The sequence below is a fragment of the Streptomyces sp. BYX5S genome, assembly GCF_054724165.1.
Genome location: NZ_CM138829.1, coordinates 2,343,902 through 2,361,959 on the forward strand (window position 1 = coordinate 2,343,902; position 18,058 = coordinate 2,361,959).

Annotated in this window: 18 protein-coding genes; 17 read left to right on the forward strand and 1 reads right to left on the reverse strand. The window is 69.4% G+C overall.

What is annotated here, in order from left to right:
- Nucleotides 1–125 precede the first annotated feature (125 nt).
- From dop to prcA, 5 genes are all read left to right on the forward strand, one after another.
- Entirely contained in the window at nt 126–1,637 is a 1,512-nt protein-coding gene (gene dop, locus ACYBSK_RS10640; RefSeq protein WP_457476652.1) for a depupylase/deamidase Dop, read from the forward strand.
- Nucleotides 1,638–1,804: 167 nt separating this feature from the next.
- Nucleotides 1,805–2,023, forward strand: a complete 219-nt coding sequence (locus tag ACYBSK_RS10645; RefSeq protein WP_457476653.1) for a ubiquitin-like protein Pup — start codon at nt 1,805–1,807, stop codon at nt 2,021–2,023.
- A 116-nt stretch (nt 2,024–2,139) separates the two neighbouring features.
- Nucleotides 2,140–2,652 (forward strand): endonuclease VII domain-containing protein, encoded by a 513-nt coding sequence (locus ACYBSK_RS10650; protein WP_460246998.1) that lies wholly within the window; start codon nt 2,140–2,142, stop codon nt 2,650–2,652.
- A complete protein-coding gene (prcB, locus tag ACYBSK_RS10655; protein WP_460245901.1) occupies nt 2,604–3,449 on the forward strand; it encodes a proteasome subunit beta in 846 nt (281 codons plus the stop codon). The genes ACYBSK_RS10650 and prcB overlap by 49 nt, the downstream gene beginning before the upstream one ends.
- Before the next feature lie 59 nt (nt 3,450–3,508).
- The gene (gene prcA, locus ACYBSK_RS10660) at nt 3,509–4,279 is read left to right on the forward strand and encodes a proteasome subunit alpha (RefSeq protein WP_457476656.1); all 771 of its coding nucleotides are present in this window, start codon (nt 3,509–3,511) and stop codon (nt 4,277–4,279) included.
- Between the two features lie 60 nt (nt 4,280–4,339).
- Here prcA and ACYBSK_RS10665 read toward each other — a convergent pair whose 3' ends face one another.
- Entirely contained in the window at nt 4,340–5,380 is a 1,041-nt protein-coding gene (locus ACYBSK_RS10665; RefSeq protein ID WP_457476657.1) for a LacI family DNA-binding transcriptional regulator, read from the reverse strand.
- Between the two features lie 121 nt (nt 5,381–5,501).
- Between ACYBSK_RS10665 and ACYBSK_RS10670 the strand changes: the two genes are divergently transcribed.
- The 12 genes from ACYBSK_RS10670 (at nt 5,502) to ACYBSK_RS10725 (ending at nt 17,717) form a co-directional block, all read left to right on the forward strand.
- A complete protein-coding gene (locus tag ACYBSK_RS10670; protein ID WP_460245902.1) occupies nt 5,502–6,761 on the forward strand; it encodes an MFS transporter in 1,260 nt (419 codons plus the stop codon).
- Nucleotides 6,762–6,770: 9 nt separating this feature from the next.
- Complete coding sequence (gene pafA / locus ACYBSK_RS10675) at nt 6,771–8,132, forward strand: Pup--protein ligase (RefSeq protein WP_457476659.1); 1,362 nt, start codon at nt 6,771–6,773, stop codon at nt 8,130–8,132.
- Nucleotides 8,133–8,276: 144 nt separating this feature from the next.
- Nucleotides 8,277–9,293: an FKBP-type peptidyl-prolyl cis-trans isomerase gene (locus ACYBSK_RS10680; protein ID WP_457476660.1), complete on the forward strand. Its 1,017-nt coding sequence runs from the start codon at nt 8,277–8,279 to the stop codon at nt 9,291–9,293.
- Between the two features lie 76 nt (nt 9,294–9,369).
- Nucleotides 9,370–9,744: an FKBP-type peptidyl-prolyl cis-trans isomerase gene (locus ACYBSK_RS10685; RefSeq protein ID WP_457476661.1), complete on the forward strand. Its 375-nt coding sequence runs from the start codon at nt 9,370–9,372 to the stop codon at nt 9,742–9,744.
- 129 nt (nt 9,745–9,873) lie between these two features.
- The gene (locus ACYBSK_RS10690; protein ID WP_457476662.1) at nt 9,874–10,827 is read left to right on the forward strand and encodes a helix-turn-helix transcriptional regulator; all 954 of its coding nucleotides are present in this window, start codon (nt 9,874–9,876) and stop codon (nt 10,825–10,827) included.
- Nucleotides 10,828–10,845: 18 nt separating this feature from the next.
- Entirely contained in the window at nt 10,846–11,802 is a 957-nt protein-coding gene (locus ACYBSK_RS10695; RefSeq protein WP_460245903.1) for a helix-turn-helix transcriptional regulator, read from the forward strand.
- Nucleotides 11,803–11,884: 82 nt separating this feature from the next.
- Nucleotides 11,885–12,154: a hypothetical protein gene (locus ACYBSK_RS10700; RefSeq protein ID WP_457476664.1), complete on the forward strand. Its 270-nt coding sequence runs from the start codon at nt 11,885–11,887 to the stop codon at nt 12,152–12,154.
- A gap of 9 nt (nt 12,155–12,163) precedes the next feature.
- Nucleotides 12,164–12,361 carry a G protein-coupled receptor family protein gene (locus ACYBSK_RS10705; RefSeq protein ID WP_326019370.1) on the forward strand — a complete coding sequence of 66 codons (198 nt, stop codon included), beginning with the start codon at nt 12,164–12,166 and terminating at the stop codon, nt 12,359–12,361.
- 259 nt (nt 12,362–12,620) lie between these two features.
- Nucleotides 12,621–12,908 (forward strand): Sec-independent protein translocase subunit TatA, encoded by a 288-nt coding sequence (gene tatA, locus ACYBSK_RS10710; protein WP_457476665.1) that lies wholly within the window; start codon nt 12,621–12,623, stop codon nt 12,906–12,908.
- 50 nt (nt 12,909–12,958) lie between these two features.
- Nucleotides 12,959–13,924, forward strand: coding sequence for a twin-arginine translocase subunit TatC (tatC, locus tag ACYBSK_RS10715; protein WP_460245904.1), 966 nt, complete (start codon nt 12,959–12,961; stop codon nt 13,922–13,924).
- A 42-nt stretch (nt 13,925–13,966) separates the two neighbouring features.
- Nucleotides 13,967–14,869, forward strand: coding sequence for a diacylglycerol kinase (locus ACYBSK_RS10720; RefSeq protein ID WP_460245905.1), 903 nt, complete (start codon nt 13,967–13,969; stop codon nt 14,867–14,869).
- Between the two features lie 43 nt (nt 14,870–14,912).
- Entirely contained in the window at nt 14,913–17,717 is a 2,805-nt protein-coding gene (locus ACYBSK_RS10725; RefSeq protein ID WP_457476668.1) for a DEAD/DEAH box helicase, read from the forward strand.
- The last annotated feature ends 341 nt before the right edge of the window (nt 17,718–18,058 follow it).

Here is an 18,058-nt window from a genome sequence, read left to right on the forward strand (position 1 = left end):
CGTTCTAGGCTCTTCCATGCCGCCGAGTCGCGCAGTGCGGGGACGGGCACCGCACACGCACCGGAGAACCAGCGGTACTTGAGCGACGCCCCCGACCGAGGGCGCTGCCGGGCAAGGAGGGCCGCATGACCGTACGGCGAGTAATGGGCATCGAGACGGAGTACGGAATCTCCGTCCCCGGCCACCCCAACGCCAATGCCATGCTCACCTCGTCCCAGATCGTCAATGCCTACGCCGCGGCGATGCACCGGGCTCGCAGGGCCCGCTGGGACTTCGAGGAAGAGAACCCGCTGCGCGACGCGCGAGGCTTCGACCTCGCACGCGAGGCCGCCGACTCCAGCCAGCTCACCGACGAGGACATCGGCCTGGCCAATGTCATCCTCACCAACGGAGCGCGCCTCTACGTCGACCACGCACACCCCGAGTACAGCGCCCCGGAGGTCACCAACCCTCGCGACGCCGTGCTCTGGGACAAGGCCGGCGAGCGCATCATGGCCGAGGCCGCGGAGCGGGCGGCCCAGCTGCCCGGCGCCCAGCCCATCCACCTCTACAAGAACAACACCGACAACAAGGGCGCCTCCTACGGCACGCACGAGAACTACCTGATGAAGCGGGAGACCCCCTTCTCGGACATCGTGCGCCACCTGACCCCGTTCTTCGTCTCGCGCCAGGTCGTCACCGGAGCCGGCCGCGTCGGCATCGGCCAGGACGGCCACGAGCACGGCTTCCAGCTCAGCCAGCGCGCCGACTACTTCGAGGTCGAGGTGGGCCTCGAGACGACGCTCAAGCGCCCGATCATCAACACGCGCGACGAGCCCCACGCGGACGCCGAGAAGTACCGCCGGCTGCACGTGATCATCGGTGACGCGAACCTCTCCGAGATCTCGACCTACCTCAAGCTCGGCACCACGTCACTCGTCCTGTCCATGATCGAAGATGGTTTCATCGCGGTCGACCTGGCCGTGGACCAGCCCGTCCGCACCCTCCACCAGGTCTCCCACGACCCGTCGCTCCAGCATCTGATCACCCTCCGCAGCGGCCGCACGCTCACGGCGGTACAGCTCCAGATGGAGTACTTCGAACTCGCCAGGAAGTACGTGGAGGAGCGCTTCGGCGCCGACGCGGACGACCAGACCAAGGACGTGCTCAGCCGCTGGGAGGACGTGCTCGGCCGCCTGGAGTCCGACCCCATGAGCCTGTCCGGGGAACTCGACTGGGTCACCAAGCGTGAACTCATGGAGGGCTACCGGCGCCGTGACAACCTCGAATGGGACGCCGCGAAGCTCCACCTCCTCGACCTCCAGTACGCCGACGTACGGGCCGAGAAGGGCCTCTACAACCGTCTGACGGCCCGCGGGAAGATGAAGCGCCTCCTGGACGAGACCGAGGTCGAGAACGCCCGTACCAAGCCGCCTGAGGACACCCGCGCGTACTTCCGCGGGCGCTGCCTGGAGCAGTACGCGGACGACGTCGCGGCGGCCTCCTGGGACTCGGTCATCTTCGACCTCCCCGGCCGGGACTCGCTCCAGCGCGTGCCCACCCTGGAGCCCCTTCGCGGAACGCGCAACCACGTGAAGGAGCTCCTGGACAGGTGCCGTACGGCGGAGGATCTGGTCAGGGTGCTCTCCGGCAACTGATCCGCGGCTGATCGGTCACCGATCCGGGGCTGAAAAGCCGGCGGCAGGGGAATCACAGAGGTGGGCCCCGCACGTTGCACAAAGTGCGGGGCCGATGTCAGAGCCGACGCGTAGGGTTCTGATCACGAACGAGCTGTTTATCTCGAACCGAGCGGGGTGAGCTGGACATGGCAACCAAGGACACCGGCGGCGGACAGCAGAAGGCGACGCGCTCCACCGAGGAGGTCGAGGAGCAGTCGGTCGACGAGCAGTCGACCGAGGACCTCAAGGAGCGCCAGGAGAAGCTGAGCGACGACGTCGACTCGGTTCTGGACGAGATCGATGATGTGCTCGAAGAGAATGCTGAGGATTTCGTGAGGTCCTTCGTGCAGAAAGGTGGCCAGTAGGCCGCTTTTTCCTTCGAATCGAAGGTCGAGCGAGAACCGTGGAAGCCTCGGAGCTGAGACGCTGTTCGCGATGCAAGGAACCGTTGCCGCGCACCGCGTTCGCCAGTAACAAGGCCATGCCCGATGGTCTTCAGGCGTACTGCCGGGAGTGCTCCGCCGAGTACTACCGGCAGCGTCAGGAGGCCAAGGGCAAGAAAGTGCGCGTGAAAGTCGCGGTGCCGCCCGGCCATAAGCGGTGCCCTCAGTGCGAGGCTGTAAAGCCTCACGCCGAGTGGGAGCGCAACAGGTCATCCTCGGACGGTTGGTCGAGCTACTGCCGAAACTGCCGGGCCGAACGCAATCGGGTCGGCTACTTCAAGCGTAAGTACGGCCTCACGCCCACGGAGTTGGACGAGTTGATCCAGGAGCAGCAGGGTGTTTGCTGTATCTGTCTGGATGCTCCGGCCGAACATGTGGATCACTGCCACGAGACGGGTAGGGTCCGTGGCGTACTGTGCTTCAGCTGCAATGCAGCCCTGGGGCAGTTCAAGGACCGGCCTGATGCCATACGGCGGGCCGCAGCATACGTGGAAGGAAACGCGTGGAAGCCAACCCTCGTAGCACCGGGCGTCTACCGGCTGCCTTCCTGACGCCTGGATCGTCCTCGTTCATGGACTTCCTGTCCGAGCATCAGCCCGAAATCCTGCCGGGGAACCGGCAGTTGCCGCCGACGCAGGGCGTGGTCGAGGCCCCGCACGGCACGACCATCGTGGCCACCACGTTCCCCGGCGGAGTCGTCCTCGCCGGTGACCGGCGGGCGACCATGGGCAATGTGATCGCGCAGCGCGACATCGAGAAGGTCTTCCCGGCGGACGAGTACTCGGCCGTCGGCATCGCCGGCACCGCCGGTCTGGCCGTCGAGATGGTGAAGCTCTTCCAGTTGGAGCTGGAGCACTTCGAGAAGGTCGAGGGTGCGCAGCTGTCGCTGGAGGGCAAGGCGAACCGGTTGTCGACCATGATCCGGTCGAATCTGGGGATGGCCATGCAGGGACTGGCCGTGGTGCCGCTGTTCGCGGGCTACGACGTGGATCGCGAGAAGGGCCGGATCTTCTCGTACGACGTCACGGGTGGCCGCAGCGAGGAGCACGGCTTCGCCGCCACGGGTTCCGGTTCGGTGTTCGCGCGGGGAGCGATGAAGAAGCTCTACCGCGACGATCTGTCGGAGGAGCAGGCGACGACGCTGGTCGTGCAGGCGCTGTACGACGCGGCGGACGACGACTCGGCGACGGGTGGTCCCGACATGGCGCGGCGGATCTTCCCGATCGTCACGGTGATCACGGAGGACGGCTTCCGCCGGCTGTCGGACGACGAGTCGTCGGAGATCGCCCGCGCGATCCTGGAGCGGCGTCTGCAGCAGCCGGACGGTCCGCGGGCCGCTCTGCTCTGAGTCGCCCGACTCCCTGTTGCCTACTCATCGAGCCACTGACAGAAAGGGACGGATAGCCGGTGTCGACGCCGTTCTATGTCTCACCCCAGCAGGCGATGGCCGACCGCGCGGAGTACGCGCGCAAGGGCATCGCTCGCGGTCGCAGCCTTGTGGTGCTGCAGTACGCCGACGGCATCGTGTTCGTCGGCGAGAACCCGTCCCGTGCCCTGCACAAGTTCAGCGAGATCTACGACCGGATCGGCTTCGCGGCCGCCGGCAAGTACAACGAGTACGAGAACCTGCGGATCGGCGGTGTGCGCTACGCGGATCTGCGCGGATACACGTACGACCGTGACGATGTGACGGCTCGTGGGCTGGCGAACGTGTACGCGCAGACGCTGGGCACGATCTTCTCGAGCGCTGGGGAGAAGCCGTACGAGGTGGAGCTGGTGGTCGCCGAGGTCGGTCAGTCGGCCGAGGGCGACCAGATCTATCGGCTGCCGCACGACGGTTCGATCGTCGACGAGCACGGCTCGGTGGCGGTCGGTGGCAACGCGGAGCAGATCAGCAGCTATCTCGACCAGCGGCACCAGGACGGTATGACGCTGTCCGAGGCGCTGAAGCTGGCCGTGACGGCGCTGTCGCGGGACACCAATGGGGGTGAGCGGGAGATTCCCGCGGAGCGCCTGGAGGTGGCGGTCCTGGACCGTACGCGGCCGCAGCAGCGGAAGTTCAAGCGGATCGCGGGGCGGCAGCTGTCGCGGCTGCTCACGGCCGAGGGTGCCGCGGCGACGACGGAGGCCGAGTCGGAGGCGGTGTCCGACGACGAGGGCCCGTCCGAGGACAAGTAGCGCGCGGTTCGAGGTGTGTGTGCCCCGACCGGTCCACCGACCGGCCGGGGCACACGTGTGTCAGGAGCGGGGCGTCGCGGGCCCGGTGGAGCCGCGGACGATGAACCGGACGGGCAGCGGGGCGGTTTCGGGCGCCCGGCCGTCGAGGACGGCGAGGAGGGCGCGCATCCCGTGCTCGCCGAAGTCCTCGGCCGGCAGGCGCACGGTGGTGAGTTCGGGTTCGACGGCGGTGGCGAGGGAGAGGTCGTCGAAGCCGGTGACGGAGAGGTGGTCGGGGATGCGCAGGCCCATGCGGCGGGCGGCCTTGTAGGCGCCTGCGGCGAGTTTGTCGTCGTCGCAGACGATGGCGGTGGGTTCGGTGAGGCCGGAGGTGCGCAGGGCGCGTTCGGTGGCGGCGACGGCGTCCTCGATCGTGAGGGCGGAGCGGACGGTGCGCACGGTGGTGCCGGGGTGTCGGGCGGTGCGGGCGGCGAGTTCGCGGGCGCGGACGTCGAAGGTCCAGGAGGGGACGGCGGAGGCGAGGTGCAGGAAGTCGCGGTGGCCGAGGCGGAGCAGGTGGTCGGTGATCTGCCGGATGCCGTCGGCGAGGTCGAGGTTGACGGTGGTGGCGCCGGGGCTGCCGGTGGGGTCGCTGTCGAGCATGACGAGGGGGAGGTCGTCATCGCCGCGCAGGGCGGTGAGGGCGTCGGCGGCCATGGAGGAGGCGAGGATGCCGTCGAGGGCGGCGCGCGCGGAGGGGAAGGGGTCGCGGGCGGGGCCGATGCCGTCGGGTGAGGGGTAGAGGACGACGCCGAAGTCGTGCTGGGCGGCGACGCGGGCGGCTCCGGTGTAGACGCCGGCGAAGAACTCGTTGGTGAGTGCGGGGACGACGAGGAGGGCGGTGCGGGTGCGGCCGGTGCGCAGGTTGCGGGCGGCGAGGTTGGGCCGGTAGCCGAGGCGCCGGGCCGCGGTGCGGACGCGCTCGGCGGTGGGTTCGGAGACGCGTCCGCGCCATTTGTCGCCCATGACGAGGGAGACGGCGGCCTGCGAGACGCCGGCCGCGCGGGCGACGTCCCTGCTGGTGGGGCGGGCGGTGGTGGTGCCGTCCGGGCCGCTGGTCACTGGTGCCTCCGTGGGTGTGGTGCCAAGGTGTTCGACGTTATCGGGTGGCTCTGTCGGCCGGGCACGTGGTACGTATAACGCCTCGACGTTATACGTAAAACTTCAGGGCGGGGGCGGGTCCATGGCGGCGGGCTATGCGGAGATCCTCAGGGCGCGGCACGCGATGCGGCTGCTGACCGGGACGCTGGTGGGGCGGCTGCCCAATGCCACCGCTCCGATCGCCGTCGTGCTGTTCATCCGCGCCGAGGGCGGCACGTACAGCCTCGCGGGCGCGCTCGCGGCGGTCTACGGGGTGGCGAACGCGATCGGGCAGCCGGTGCTCGGGCGGCTGGTCGATCTGCGCGGGCAGCCGAAGGTGCAGCTGCCCGCGGCGGTCCTGTCGGCGCTGGCCATGACGGTCTTCGCCCTCGTCGGCACGGATTCGCTGCCGGTGGCGTACGCGGCGATGGCGCTGGCCGGTCTGTTCACGCCGCCGCTGGAGGGCGGGCTGCGGGCGCTGTGGCCGAGTGTGCTGCCGCGCGAGGAGCAGGTGCACACGGCGTATGCGATGGACGCGATCGCGCAGGAAGTCATGTTCACCGTCGGGCCGTTGCTGGTGACGTTGTGCGTGGCGCTGTGGTCGCCGCAGGCGGCGCTCGTGGTGCTGAACGTGATCGGGGTGCTCGGCGCGCTCTCGGTGGTCCTGTCGAAGCCTTCGCGCGCGTGGCGCTCGGCGCCGCGCGAGGCGCACTGGCTGGGCGCGCTGCGTTCGCCGGGGCTGCTGGCCCTGCTGGCCGCGTTCCTGTTCATCGGGATCGCGCTGGGTTCGATCACGGTGGCGGCGATGTCGTACGCGGAAGGCCGGGGCGGGGACGCCGTGTACGGCTGGCTGATGGCGGCGATCGGGCTGGGCGCGCTGGTGGGCGGCGGGGTCTACGGGGCGCGGCAGTGGAGTGGCGCGCCGGAGACGCGTCTTCGGTGGCTGGTCGCTCTTCTGGCCCTGTTCTACGTGCCGTTGACGCTGATGCCGGGGCCGGTGGCGATGGTGGCGCTGACGGTGGTGGCCGGGGTGTTCCTGGCGCCGTCCATCGCGTGCGCGTTCATCGTGGTGGACCGGCACGCGCCGCGCGGCACGGTGACGGAGGCGTTCTCGTGGCTCGTGACGACGTTCATGGTCGGCTCCAGCGTGGGAACGGCGGTGGCGGGGCCGGTCGTCGAGTGGGCCGGCACGCGGTGGGGATTCACCGTGCCGGCCGTCAGCGGAGCGGTCGCGCTGGTCGTGCTGGTTTCAACGGGTCGGGTCCTGGGAGAGCCGCGCACGTCCGGGCGTGTCGCGCGCTCGTCGGAAAATGATCCAAACCGTGCTGCCGAACCCCGTTTCAGCTCGGGGGATCGGGCGTAATGTTCAGTCATGGACCGCCGCATTTTCGGGCTGGAGAACGAGTACGGCGTCACATGCACGTTCAGGGGACAGCGCCGCCTGTCTCCTGACGAGGTGGCGCGGTACCTCTTCCGCCGTGTCGTGTCATGGGGCCGCAGCAGCAATGTCTTTCTGCGGAACGGCGCCCGCCTTTACCTCGATGTCGGGTCGCATCCGGAATACGCAACTCCCGAATGCGACAACGTGACCGAGCTGGTCACGCACGACAAGGCAGGCGAGCGCATTCTGGAAGGCCTGCTCGTCGACGCCGAACGCCGCCTGCACGAGGAGGGAATCGCAGGCGACGTATACCTGTTCAAGAACAACACCGACTCGGCTGGAAACTCCTACGGCTGCCATGAGAACTACTTGGTGGCGCGGCACGGGGAGTTCTCCCGGCTCGCGGACATTCTCATCCCCTTCCTGGTCACCAGGCAGTTGCTGTGCGGTGCGGGCAAGGTGCTGCAGACCCCGCGCGGTGCCGTGTACTGCGTGAGCCAGCGGGCCGAGCACATCTGGGAGGGCGTCAGCTCCGCGACGACGCGTTCCCGGCCGATCATCAACACCAGGGACGAGCCGCACGCGGACGCGGAGCGCTACCGGCGTCTGCACGTCATCGTCGGCGACTCGAACATGTCCGAGACGACGATGCTCCTGAAGGTCGGCGCCACCGATCTGGTGCTGCGCATGATCGAGGCGGGCACGGTGATGCGCGACCTCACCCTGGAGAACCCGATCCGGGCGATCCGCGAGGTGAGCCACGACATCACGGGCCGCCGCAAGGTGCGCCTGGCCAGTGGCCGGGAGGCCTCGGCCCTCGAGGTGCAGCGCGAGTACTACGAGAAGGCCGTGGACTTCTGCGAGCGCCGCGGCATCCGCACCGGCACCGTCGAGCAGGTCCTGGAGCTGTGGGGCCGCACGCTCGACGCCATCGAGAGCGAGGACCTCGACCGGGTCGGCACCGAGATCGACTGGGTCATGAAGTACAAGCTCATCGAGCGTTACCGCGCGAAGCACAACATGACGATGTCGCACCCGAGGGTCGCGCAGATAGACCTCGCGTACCACGACATCCACCGGCAGCGCGGTCTCTACTACCTCCTGGAGAAGAAGGGACAGGCCGCCCGGATCTGCAACGACCTGAAGATCTTCGAGGGCAAATCGGTGCCGCCGCAGACCACGCGCGCGAGGCTGCGCGGCGACTTCATCCGCCGGGCCCAGGAACAGCGCCGTGACTTCACGGTCGACTGGGTGCATCTGAAGCTGAACGACCAGGCGCAGCGCACGGTGCTGTGCAAGGACCCGTTCCGCAGCGTTGACGACCGGGTGGAGAAGTTGATCGCCGGTATGTAAGGGCCGGTATGCGGCCGGACACGGTGAGCAATCCGGGCAGGGGCCTCGTACGAATCATTCGTACGAGGCCCCTGGCTGTCCCTTGGAAAAGTCGAGCGAGGGCCTAGAGTGGCCGGACCGTATTCGAGCGACTTGAGGACCATTGTGCGACGCCGACTTGCAGCTCTACTGATCGTGCCGGCACTGGCGCTGACCGCGACCGCCTGCGGCAGCGACGACGGCAAGAAGGATTCGGCTGACAAGGCGGACTCCTCGTCCTCCTCGCCGAAGGCGGCCGCGGTGCCGAAGGCGGTCGACACCGCCGATCCGATGCCGAAGGTCTCGGGCGCGTACGGAAAGCAGGCGAAGATCTCCCTGCCCAAGGGCGACCCGAGCGACAAGTTCGTCGTGCACACGGTGTCCGAGGGCGACGGCGCGACGGTGAAGAAGAACGACCTGGTGTCGATGAACTTCACCGGCAAGGTTTGGAAGGGCGCCAAGGACCTCGGTTCCACGTACGGCTCCCAGGGCGGCGGCGACCAGATGGTGACGGCCGGCGCGGAGGGCCAGCTCCCGGCGTTCGCGCAGGCGGTGCTCGGGCAGAAGGAGGGCAGCCGGGTCCTCGTCGTGGCGCCCCCGGCCGCGGGCTTCGGCAGCCAGGGCAACCAGCAGGTCGGCATCAAGGGCACGGACACGCTCGTCTTCGCCGTGGACGTCGGCGAGGTCATCCCGAAGAAGGCCGAGGGCGACCAGGCCTCCATCCCGTCGGACCTGCCGCAGATCCAGGCCGACAAGGAGGAGCCGGCGACGATCTCGATCCCGAAGAGCGACCCGCCGAAGGAGCTGGTCGACAAGGTCCTGATCCAGGGCAAGGGCGACGAGGTCAAGAAGGGCCAGACGGTCACCATGCAGTACAGCGGTGCCGCCTGGAAGATCAACGAGGGCAAGAAGAAGGCCGAGCTGTTCGACTCGTCCTGGAAGAGCGGTCAGCCGTTCACGACGCAGATCGGCGCGGGCGCCGTCATCAAGGGCTGGGACAACGGGCTCATCGGCAAGCACGTCGGTGACCGCGTCCTGCTGGTGATCCCGCCGGACCAGGCGTACGGCAAGAAGGCCCAGGGCAAGACGCTGCCGGCCAACTCGACGCTGGTCTTCACGGTGGACATCCTCGCCGCGCACTGAGCCGTCCGGCACCGAGCTGCGGAAGATGGCAGACTGTCCCGGTTGCAGAGCAGTCAAGTAAGCAGGAGCACTTCACGTGAGCATTGACAAGCCCGAGGTCGACTTCCCGATCGGTGACCCGCCGGCGGACCTTCAGATCAAGGACCTCTGGGAGGGCGACGGCGCCGAGGCCAAGGCCGGCGACTTCGTGAAGGTCCACTACGTGGGCGTCTCCTTCTCCACGGGCGAGGAGTTCGACGCCTCCTGGAACCGGGGCAAGCCGCTGGAGTTCCAGCTCGGTGCCGGTCAGGTCATCTCCGGCTGGGACCAGGGCGTGCAGGGCATGAAGGTCGGCGGCCGTCGCGAGCTGACCATCCCGGCGCACCTCGCGTACGGCGACAAGGGCGCCGGTGGCGGCCGCATCGCCCCCGGTGAGACGCTGATCTTCGTGTGTGACCTGATGGGCGTCTGAGCCAGTCACACTCCGACCGCGAGCGGTCAACCGAAGGCCCATGCCGTCTGGCATGGGCCTTCGGCTTTTGCCAGGACACGCCCGAGCGGTACGGTCGTCCGTCGGGAGTCATATGAGGAAAGGGCGTCGATGGCGATTGCCAAGGCCGAGCGGCTGATGAATCTGGCGCTGTGTCTGCTGGGAACGCGACGTCCGCTGAGCAAGCGCGAGCTGCGCGGTTCCATTGAGGCCTACCTCGAAGCGGGCAGCGACGACTCCTTCAACCGGATGTTCGAGCGCGACAAGGACGACCTGCGCGAACTCGGCCTGGTCATCGAGACCGTGGAGAACCTGGACGGCGAGGTCGGCTATCTGGCCCGCCGCGACAGCAACCGCCTGCCGCCCGTCACCCTCGACGCCGAGGAGGCCGCCGCCCTCGGCCTCGCCGCGAAGGTCTGGCAGCAGGCCCGCCTCGCCGGCGCCGCGTCCGGCGCGCTCCAGAAGCTGCGCGCCGCCGGGATGCCCGAGGACGTGGACCCGTACGGGAGTCATGGCGCGCTGGAGCCGCGGATTCCCGCGCACGAGGCGTCGTTCGAGCCGCTGATGCTGGCCTGCCGCGACCGGCGCCCCGTCGTCTTCGACTACCGCAAGGCCACGGCGGCCCGCCCCGAGCAGCGGCACGTGGAGCCGTGGGCCCTGGAGTGCTGGCGCGGCCACTGGTACCTCGCGGGCTTCGACCGCGACCGGCAGGCCGAGCGGGTGTTCCGGCTGTCCCGGATCACCGGCAAGGTGCGCTCGCGCGCCGGACAGTTCAAGGCGCCCGTGCCGGACGTGGTGACGGTGCGGGAGACCGTGGCGGGCTGGGCGGGGGAGACCGCCGACCGGTCCGCGTTGATCAAGCTGCGGGCGGGTGCCGGCTATCCGCTGCGCGCCAAGGCCGCCTCCGTGCGCGAGCTGGGCGACGGCTGGGACGAGGTGGAGATCCCGTACGGGCACGGGCTCGACGCCTGGCTCGTGGAGTTCGGCCCGGACGTGGTGGTGCTGGAGCCCGCCGAGCTGCGGGCGGACGTCGTGGACCGGCTGCGCGCGGTGGCCAAGGGCTGAGGGGGAGTACGTACACACATGGCTGCCAACGCCATTGACCAGACCCGGCGGATGCTGTCCCTGGTGACGTATCTGCGCGAGCGCCCCGGCGCGCGCGTGGAGGACGTCGCGCGGGCCTTCGGCATCACGCAGGACGAGCTGATCTCCGACCTCGACGTGCTGCCGCTGTGCGGGACGAGCTTCCGCGGCGGCGACCTGCTCGACATCGACACCGACGGCGACCGCATCTGGTGGCACAACCCGGACGACGTCGCCGAGCCGCTGCGGATCGCGGCCGACGAGGCGACCGCGCTGCTGGTCGCCGCGCGCGCGGTGGCCACGCTGCCGGGGCTGCGCGAGAGCGACCGGCTGGCGCTGCTGCGGGCGACCGCGAAGCTGGAGGCGGCGGCCGGTGAGGTGGCCGGGGCCAGCGCGCGCCTGAGCGTCACCTTCGAGTCGGAGGGCGGCGTCTTCGCGGACGTCGACCGGGCGATCTCGGAGCGGCGCCGGCTGTGGATCCGGTACTACTCGCCCGCGCGCGACGAGGTGACCGAGCGGGAGATCGACCCGATCCGGCTCGTCTCCGTCGGCCACACCTACGTGGAGGCGTGGTGCCGCCGGTCGGAGGCGCGGCGGACGTTCCGGCTCGACCGGGTCGCCGAGATCAAGGTCCTGGACGAGCCGTCGGCGCCGCCGGAGGTCGAACTGCGGGACCTGTCCGAAGGGCTCGTGCAGCCCGCCGCCGAGGACCCCGAAGTGGTCGTCGAGGTGGGTCCGGGCGGGCGCTGGGTGGCCGAGTACTACCCGCACGACAGCGCCGAGGAACTGCCGGACGGTGGGCTGCGCATCACGCTGCGTACGCCGGACCCGTCCTCACTGCGCAGGCTCGCGCTGCGGCTCGGCCGGGACGGGCACATCGTGGCGCCCGCCGAGCTGGCGAGCAGCGCGCGGGACGCGGCGCGCGAGGCGCTGGCGGCGTACGACGGGGCGGCGTGAGGGAGTTGGACGCCGCTCCGGAGTCCCGGCGAACCATCACGACGTACGGTGCAGAACAGACAAAAGGTGTGAGGTGTGCGACATGACCGGTGTGGCCGGTTTCACTGAGATCGCCGGGGCGACCGCCGCGGTGCCCGTTGTCTTCAAGGCCGCCTGCCCCGACTGCCGCGCCCGCTTCGAACTGGCCGCGTCCGCGATCCGGTTGGCGATCGGTGCCAGTCACCGCACCACGTTCTACTCGTTCACCTGCCCCGAGTGCGGCACGTCGGTGCGCAAGCCCGCCGGTGAGCGCATCGTCGAACTCCTCACCGGGGGCGGGGTCAGCACCCTGCGCCTGCACCAGACCGTCTAGGCTCGGCGCATGTTCTGGGCGATGCTGGCGGTTGCTGTGGGATTCGTGGGGCTCGCCGTGCTGGCGGTCCTCGCGGCGCGGGTCTTCGTCGAGGCGCAGCGCCTCGGACGTCAAGTCGCCGACACCACACAGCGGATCAACCGCGCGGCCGAGGATCTCGAGCGGGCCGCGGTGGGGGTCGCGAAGGCAGGCGGCGACGTCGTCTGACGCTCCGTGGACCGCTGCGCGGACAGGATGGAAAGCGCTTTACTTCCGTGGTCTGTCCGCTTCACGGACTCGGCGGGTACCCTCCCTTACGCGACCCAGTAGTGAGGCGCGGGTCGCAATTGGGTGTATGCACGGGCATTGCCTCGTGTTTACCCCCACGGGATACGATCGCTGCCAGCACGGTGGTCGGACAACAGTCCGAGTCCGATCGGTACCGGCAGCCCCGCCCCCTGCCGCCTCAGTGAGAAGGTAAACGGATATGTTCGGAAGGCTCGGTGCACCCGAGATCATCCTGATCCTCGTAGTGGTCATTCTGCTGTTCGGCGCGAAGAAGCTTCCCGACATGGCGCGCTCGCTGGGCAAGTCGGCCCGCATCCTCAAGAGCGAGGCCAAGGCCATGAAGAGCGAGGGCGGCGACAAGTCCGCCGCGCCCTCCGACCCGCCGCAGCAGGACGGCCAGGCCCCGCGCACCATCCAGGCGGCCCCCGGCGACGTGACGAGCTCGCGCCCCGTGAACGAGCAGACGAACCAGACGACCAAGAGCTGATCGAAGGCCGCCCCTGCACGGCGGCCTGCCGCACGAGATGAGGACGTGGGTTGCTCAAGTCTGCCCGCAAACAGGAGAAGGATCCCGAGGGGCGGATGCCGCTCGCGGAGCACCTGCGTGAGCTCCGCAACCGGCTCGCGAAGGCGCTCCTGGCCATCGTCGCGATCACGGTCGTCGCCGCGTTCTTCTACAACGACATCATCAACCTGATCACCCGGCCGATCCTCGACTCGGTCGGCTGTGAGCAGTCGTTCTCGGAGCTGGCCAAGTCCACGTCGGACAAGCCCTGCGCCCAGATCACCCTCAACGGTCTGCTGACCCCCTTCACGCTGGCGCTGAAGGTGTCGTTGATGGCCGGTGTCGTGGCCGCCTCGCCGGTCTGGCTGTACCAGCTCTGGGGCTTCGTGGCCCCCGGACTGCACAAGCACGAGAAGAAGTACGCGTACGCGTTCGTGGGCACGGGTGCCCCGCTCTTCGTGGCCGGCGCCTACTTCGCCTACTCCGTGCTGCCGACGACGGCGAAGGTCCTCATCGAGTTCACTCCGGGCAACGCGCAGAACCTGCTGCCGCTGGACGACCTGCTCGACCTCGTGCTGCGCATGGTGCTCGTCTTCGGCCTCTCCTTCGAGCTGCCGCTGCTGCTCATCTTCCTCAACCTGATCGGGGCGATCACCGGCAAGCGGATGCTCGGCTGGTGGCGCGCGATGATCATGGGCATCACCGTGTTCGCCGCCGTCGCGACGCCGAGCACGGACCCGCTGACCATGCTGGCGCTCGCCGGCCCGATCTGGGTCCTCTACTTCGGAGCGGTGGTGTTCTCGCTGCTCAACGACCGGCGCAGGCGGCTGGTCGAGGCGAGCGGGCCCGCCGACGACGAGGCCTCCGAGCTCGATCTGACGCCCGAGGCCGTCGGCGAGATCGAGCCCGTCTCCGCGAGCCGGGCGCTGCCCGAGCAGGCCAACTCCGACGGGGCGACCCGGACCGAGCGGATCAACGGTTACGACGATGTGACCTGAGGTAACTCCAGCTCACGGCGGGCCACTTGTTAGGGTCCGCCCGTGAGCAGTGAGATCACCCTCTTCGTCAATCCCACCGCGGGGCGCGGCCGGGGCGCACAGGCTGCGCAGCCGGCCGCTTCCGCTTTGCGGGCGGCCGGTTTCCAGGTGCGCACCGTCGTCGGCGAGGACGCCGCCGACGCTCTCGCACGCGCGCGTGCCGCGGTGGCCGAGGGCACCGGGGCGCTGGTGGCCGTCGGCGGGGACGGCCTCGTGAACCTCGCGCTCCAGGCCGTCGCCGGGACCGACACCCCGCTCGGGATCGTCGCCGTCGGCACCGGCAACGACTTCGCCCGCGCCCTCGGGCTGCCGATACGCGACCCGGCCGCGGCCGGGAGACTCGTCGCCGACGCGCTGAAGGGCGCCCTCGTCCGCGAGGTCGACCTCGGCCGGATCGGCGACCACTGGTTCGGCACCGTGCTCGCCTCCGGCTTCGACTCCCGCGTCAACGACCGCGGCAACCGGATGCGGCTGCCGCTCGGCCGCTTCAAGTACGACCTGGCGATCGCACGGGAACTGGCCACCTTCAAGGCCGTGCCGTTCCGGCTCACCCTCGACGACGGCTCCGTGCGCGAGGTCCCCGCTACCCTGATCGCCGTCGGCAACGGCACCTCGTACGGCGGAGGCATGCGGATCTGCGCGGACGCCGACCTGAGCGACGGACTCTTCGACGTGACCGTGGTCGGGGACTGCTCCCGGGCGACGCTGCTGCGGGTGTTCCCGCGGGTCTACAAGGGGACCCATCTCGACCATCCGGCGGTGAGTGTCCACCGCGCCGCGCGCGTCGAGCTGGCCGCCGAGGACATCACCGGATACGCGGACGGGGAGCCGGTCGGCGCGTTGCCGCTGGTCGCGGAGTGCGTGCCCGGGGCGGTGCGGATCCTCACCGGAGGCCGTACCGGATAATGATCGTCCGATGTCAGTGGTCGTCGGTAGGCTGGAAAGCACGATGACAGAGGACCTCTCACCGGCCGAGCGGTATGCGGCAGCCCGTAAGCGGGCCGCCGAGCAGGCCACCGCACTCGCGTCCTTCCGCGAGATGTACGACTTCGGCCTCGACCCCTTCCAGATCGAGGCGTGCCAGGCGCTGGAGGCGGGCAAGGGCGTCCTGGTCGCGGCGCCCACCGGCTCCGGGAAAACGATCGTCGGCGAGTTCGCCGTCCACCTCGCCCTCCAGCAGGGCAAGAAGTGTTTCTACACGACGCCGATCAAGGCGCTGTCGAACCAGAAGTACCAGGACCTCGCGAAGCGCTACGGCGCCGACAAGGTCGGACTGCTCACCGGCGACAACAGTGTGAACAGCGACGCGCCGGTGGTCGTGATGACCACCGAGGTGCTGCGGAACATGCTGTACGCGGGGTCGCAGGCGCTGGTCAACCTCGGTTACGTGGTCATGGACGAGGTGCACTACCTCTCCGACCGCTTCCGCGGCGCCGTCTGGGAAGAGGTGATCATCCACCTCCAGGAGTCCGTCACGCTCGTCTCCCTGTCGGCGACGGTGTCGAACGCCGAGGAGTTCGGCGACTGGCTCGACACCGTGCGCGGCGACACCGAGGTGATCGTCTCCGAGCACCGTCCCGTGCCGCTGTTCCAGCACGTGCTCGCCGGGCGCCGGATGTACGACCTCTTCGAGGAGGGCGAGGGCAGCAAGAAGGCCGTCAACCCCGACCTCACGCGGATGGCGCGGATGGAGGCCAGCCGCCCCTCGTACCAGGACCGCAGACGCGGGCGGCACATGCGCGAGGCCGACCGCGAGCGGGAGCGCAGACAGCGCTCCCGGATCTGGACGCCGGGCCGGCCCGAGGTCATCGAGCGGCTCGACTCCGAGGGCCTGCTGCCCGCCATCACGTTCATCTTCAGCCGCGCCGCCTGCGAGGCCGCGGTCCAGCAGTGCCTGTACGCGGGCCTCAGGCTCAACGACGAGGAGGCGCGGGCCACGGTGCGCGCCATAGTCGAGGAGCGCACCGCGGCGATTCCCGACGAGGACCTGCACGTCCTCGGCTACTTCGAGTGGCTCGAAGGCCTGGAGCGCGGTATCGCGGCGCACCACGCGGGCATGCTGCCGACCTTCAAGGAGGTCGTCGAGGAGCTGTTCGTCCGCGGCCTCGTGAAGGCGGTCTTCGCCACGGAGACGCTCGCGCTCGGCATCAACATGCCCGCGAGATCCGTGGTGCTGGAGAAGCTCGTCAAGTGGAACGGCGAGCAGCACGCCGACATCACGCCCGGCGAGTACACCCAGCTGACCGGCCGCGCCGGCCGACGCGGCATCGACGTCGAGGGCCACGCCGTGGTGCTGTGGCAGCGCGGCTTCAGCCCCGAGTACCTGGCGGGCCTCGCCGGTACGCGCACGTACCCGCTCCGGTCGAGCTTCAAGCCGTCGTACAACATGGCGGTCAACCTGGTCGAGCAGTTCGGCCGGCACCGCTCCAGGGAGCTGCTCGAGACGTCCTTCGCCCAGTTCCAGGCGGACCGCTCGGTCGTGGGGATCTCGCGGCAGGTGCAGAAGAACGAGGAGGGTCTCGAGGGCTACAAGGAGTCCATGACCTGCCACCTCGGCGACTTCGACGAGTACGCGCGGCTGCGGCGCCAACTCAAGGACCGCGAGACGGAGTTGGCCAAGCAGGGCGCGGCGCAGCGGCGCGCGCAGGCGGCGGCCGCCCTGGAGAAGCTCAAGCCGGGTGACGTCATCCACGTGCCGACCGGCAAGTTCGCCGGTCTCGCACTGGTCCTCGACCCGGGCCTGGCCGCGGGCCGGTCCAACGGGCACCGCGGCTTCGAACACCACGACGGGCCGCGCCCGCTGGTGCTGACCGCCGAGCGGCAGGTCAAGCGGCTCGCCTCCATCGACTTCCCGGTTCCCGTGGAAGCCCTGGAGCGGATGCGGATCCCGAAGTCCTTCAACCCGCGCTCGCCGCAGTCCCGGCGCGACCTCGCGTCCGCGCTGCGCACCAAGGCCGGGCACATCGTGCCGGACCGGCACAAGAAGGCCCGCTCGGTGGCCGCCGACGACCGGGAGATCTCGCGGCTGCGGGCCGAGTTGCGGGCCCACCCGTGCCACGGCTGCTCCGACCGCGAGGACCACGCGCGGTGGGCCGAGCGCTACCACCGGCTCAAGCGGGACACCGGGCAGCTGGAGCGGCGCATCGAGGGGCGTACGAACACGATCGCGCGGACCTTCGACCGGATCGTCAAGCTCCTCACGGAGATGGACTACCTGCGCGGCGACGAGGTCACCGAGCACGGCAAGCGGCTCGCCCGGCTCTACGGCGAGCTCGACCTGCTCGCCAGTGAGTGCCTGCGGGACGGCGTCTGGGAGGGCCTGGACCCGGCCGAACTCGCGGCGTGCGTCTCGGCGTTGGTGTTCGAGGCGCGGGCCTCCGACGACGCGATGGCGCCCAAGCTGCCCTCGGGCCGGGCGAAGGCGGCGCTCGGCGAGATGGTGCGGATCTGGGGCCGGCTCGACGCCCTGGAGGAGGAGTTCCGGATCAACCAGGCCGAGGGCGTCGGTCAGCGCGAGCCCGATCTCGGCTTCGCCTGGGTCGCGTACCAGTGGGCCTCCGGGAAGGGGCTCGACGAGGTGCTGCGCGAGGCCGAGATGCCCGCGGGCGACTTCGTGCGCTGGTGCAAGCAGGTGATCGATGTGCTCGGACAGGTCGCGGCGGCCGCTCCCGAGGGTTCCTCGGTCGGGCGCAATGCGCGGAAGGCGGTTGACGCGGTGCGGCGAGGAGTCGTCGCCTACTCCTCGGTCGGATAGCCGGACCCGGAGCGCAAGAGGGAGATCCATCGGCGGGCCCACCTGGTGTTCAGGTGGGCCCGCTTACTGCGTTCCAGGGGGTGTTCGGGCGCGCGGACGCCATTGCTCCATGTATGCGAACAGCCACCGAGCGTGCAAATGGGAGCGAGTGTATTCCTGTCCGAGGGTGATTTCAGGGCCTTGCTGAATATGACTCGGGGTTGATCCGGTCGGACTAAGCTCGCTCGCAGCGCACCGAGTTGAGATGGATTCGGCCGCTTGTTCCCTTCTGTGCCGATAGAACCACGATGCGGCACTTTCCAAGTGCGGCCAAGCGCGGCGAACCGTCTCGAATTTCCCCG

Coding starts and splice junctions, on each gene's coding strand:
- dop (WP_457476652.1), top strand. CDS start 126: ATGACCGTACGGCGAGTAATGGGCATCGAGACGGAGTACGGAATCTCC.
- ACYBSK_RS10645 (WP_457476653.1), top strand. CDS start 1,805: ATGGCAACCAAGGACACCGGCGGCGGACAGCAGAAGGCGACGCGCTCC.
- ACYBSK_RS10650 (WP_460246998.1), top strand. CDS start 2,140: ATGCCCGATGGTCTTCAGGCGTACTGCCGGGAGTGCTCCGCCGAGTAC.
- ACYBSK_RS10670 (WP_460245902.1), top strand. CDS start 5,502: ATGGCGGCGGGCTATGCGGAGATCCTCAGGGCGCGGCACGCGATGCGG.
- pafA (WP_457476659.1), top strand. CDS start 6,771: ATGGACCGCCGCATTTTCGGGCTGGAGAACGAGTACGGCGTCACATGC.
- ACYBSK_RS10690 (WP_457476662.1), top strand. CDS start 9,874: ATGGCGATTGCCAAGGCCGAGCGGCTGATGAATCTGGCGCTGTGTCTG.
- ACYBSK_RS10695 (WP_460245903.1), top strand. CDS start 10,846: ATGGCTGCCAACGCCATTGACCAGACCCGGCGGATGCTGTCCCTGGTG.
- ACYBSK_RS10700 (WP_457476664.1), top strand. CDS start 11,885: ATGACCGGTGTGGCCGGTTTCACTGAGATCGCCGGGGCGACCGCCGCG.
- ACYBSK_RS10705 (WP_326019370.1), top strand. CDS start 12,164: ATGTTCTGGGCGATGCTGGCGGTTGCTGTGGGATTCGTGGGGCTCGCC.
- tatA (WP_457476665.1), top strand. CDS start 12,621: ATGTTCGGAAGGCTCGGTGCACCCGAGATCATCCTGATCCTCGTAGTG.
- ACYBSK_RS10725 (WP_457476668.1), top strand. CDS start 14,913: ATGACAGAGGACCTCTCACCGGCCGAGCGGTATGCGGCAGCCCGTAAG.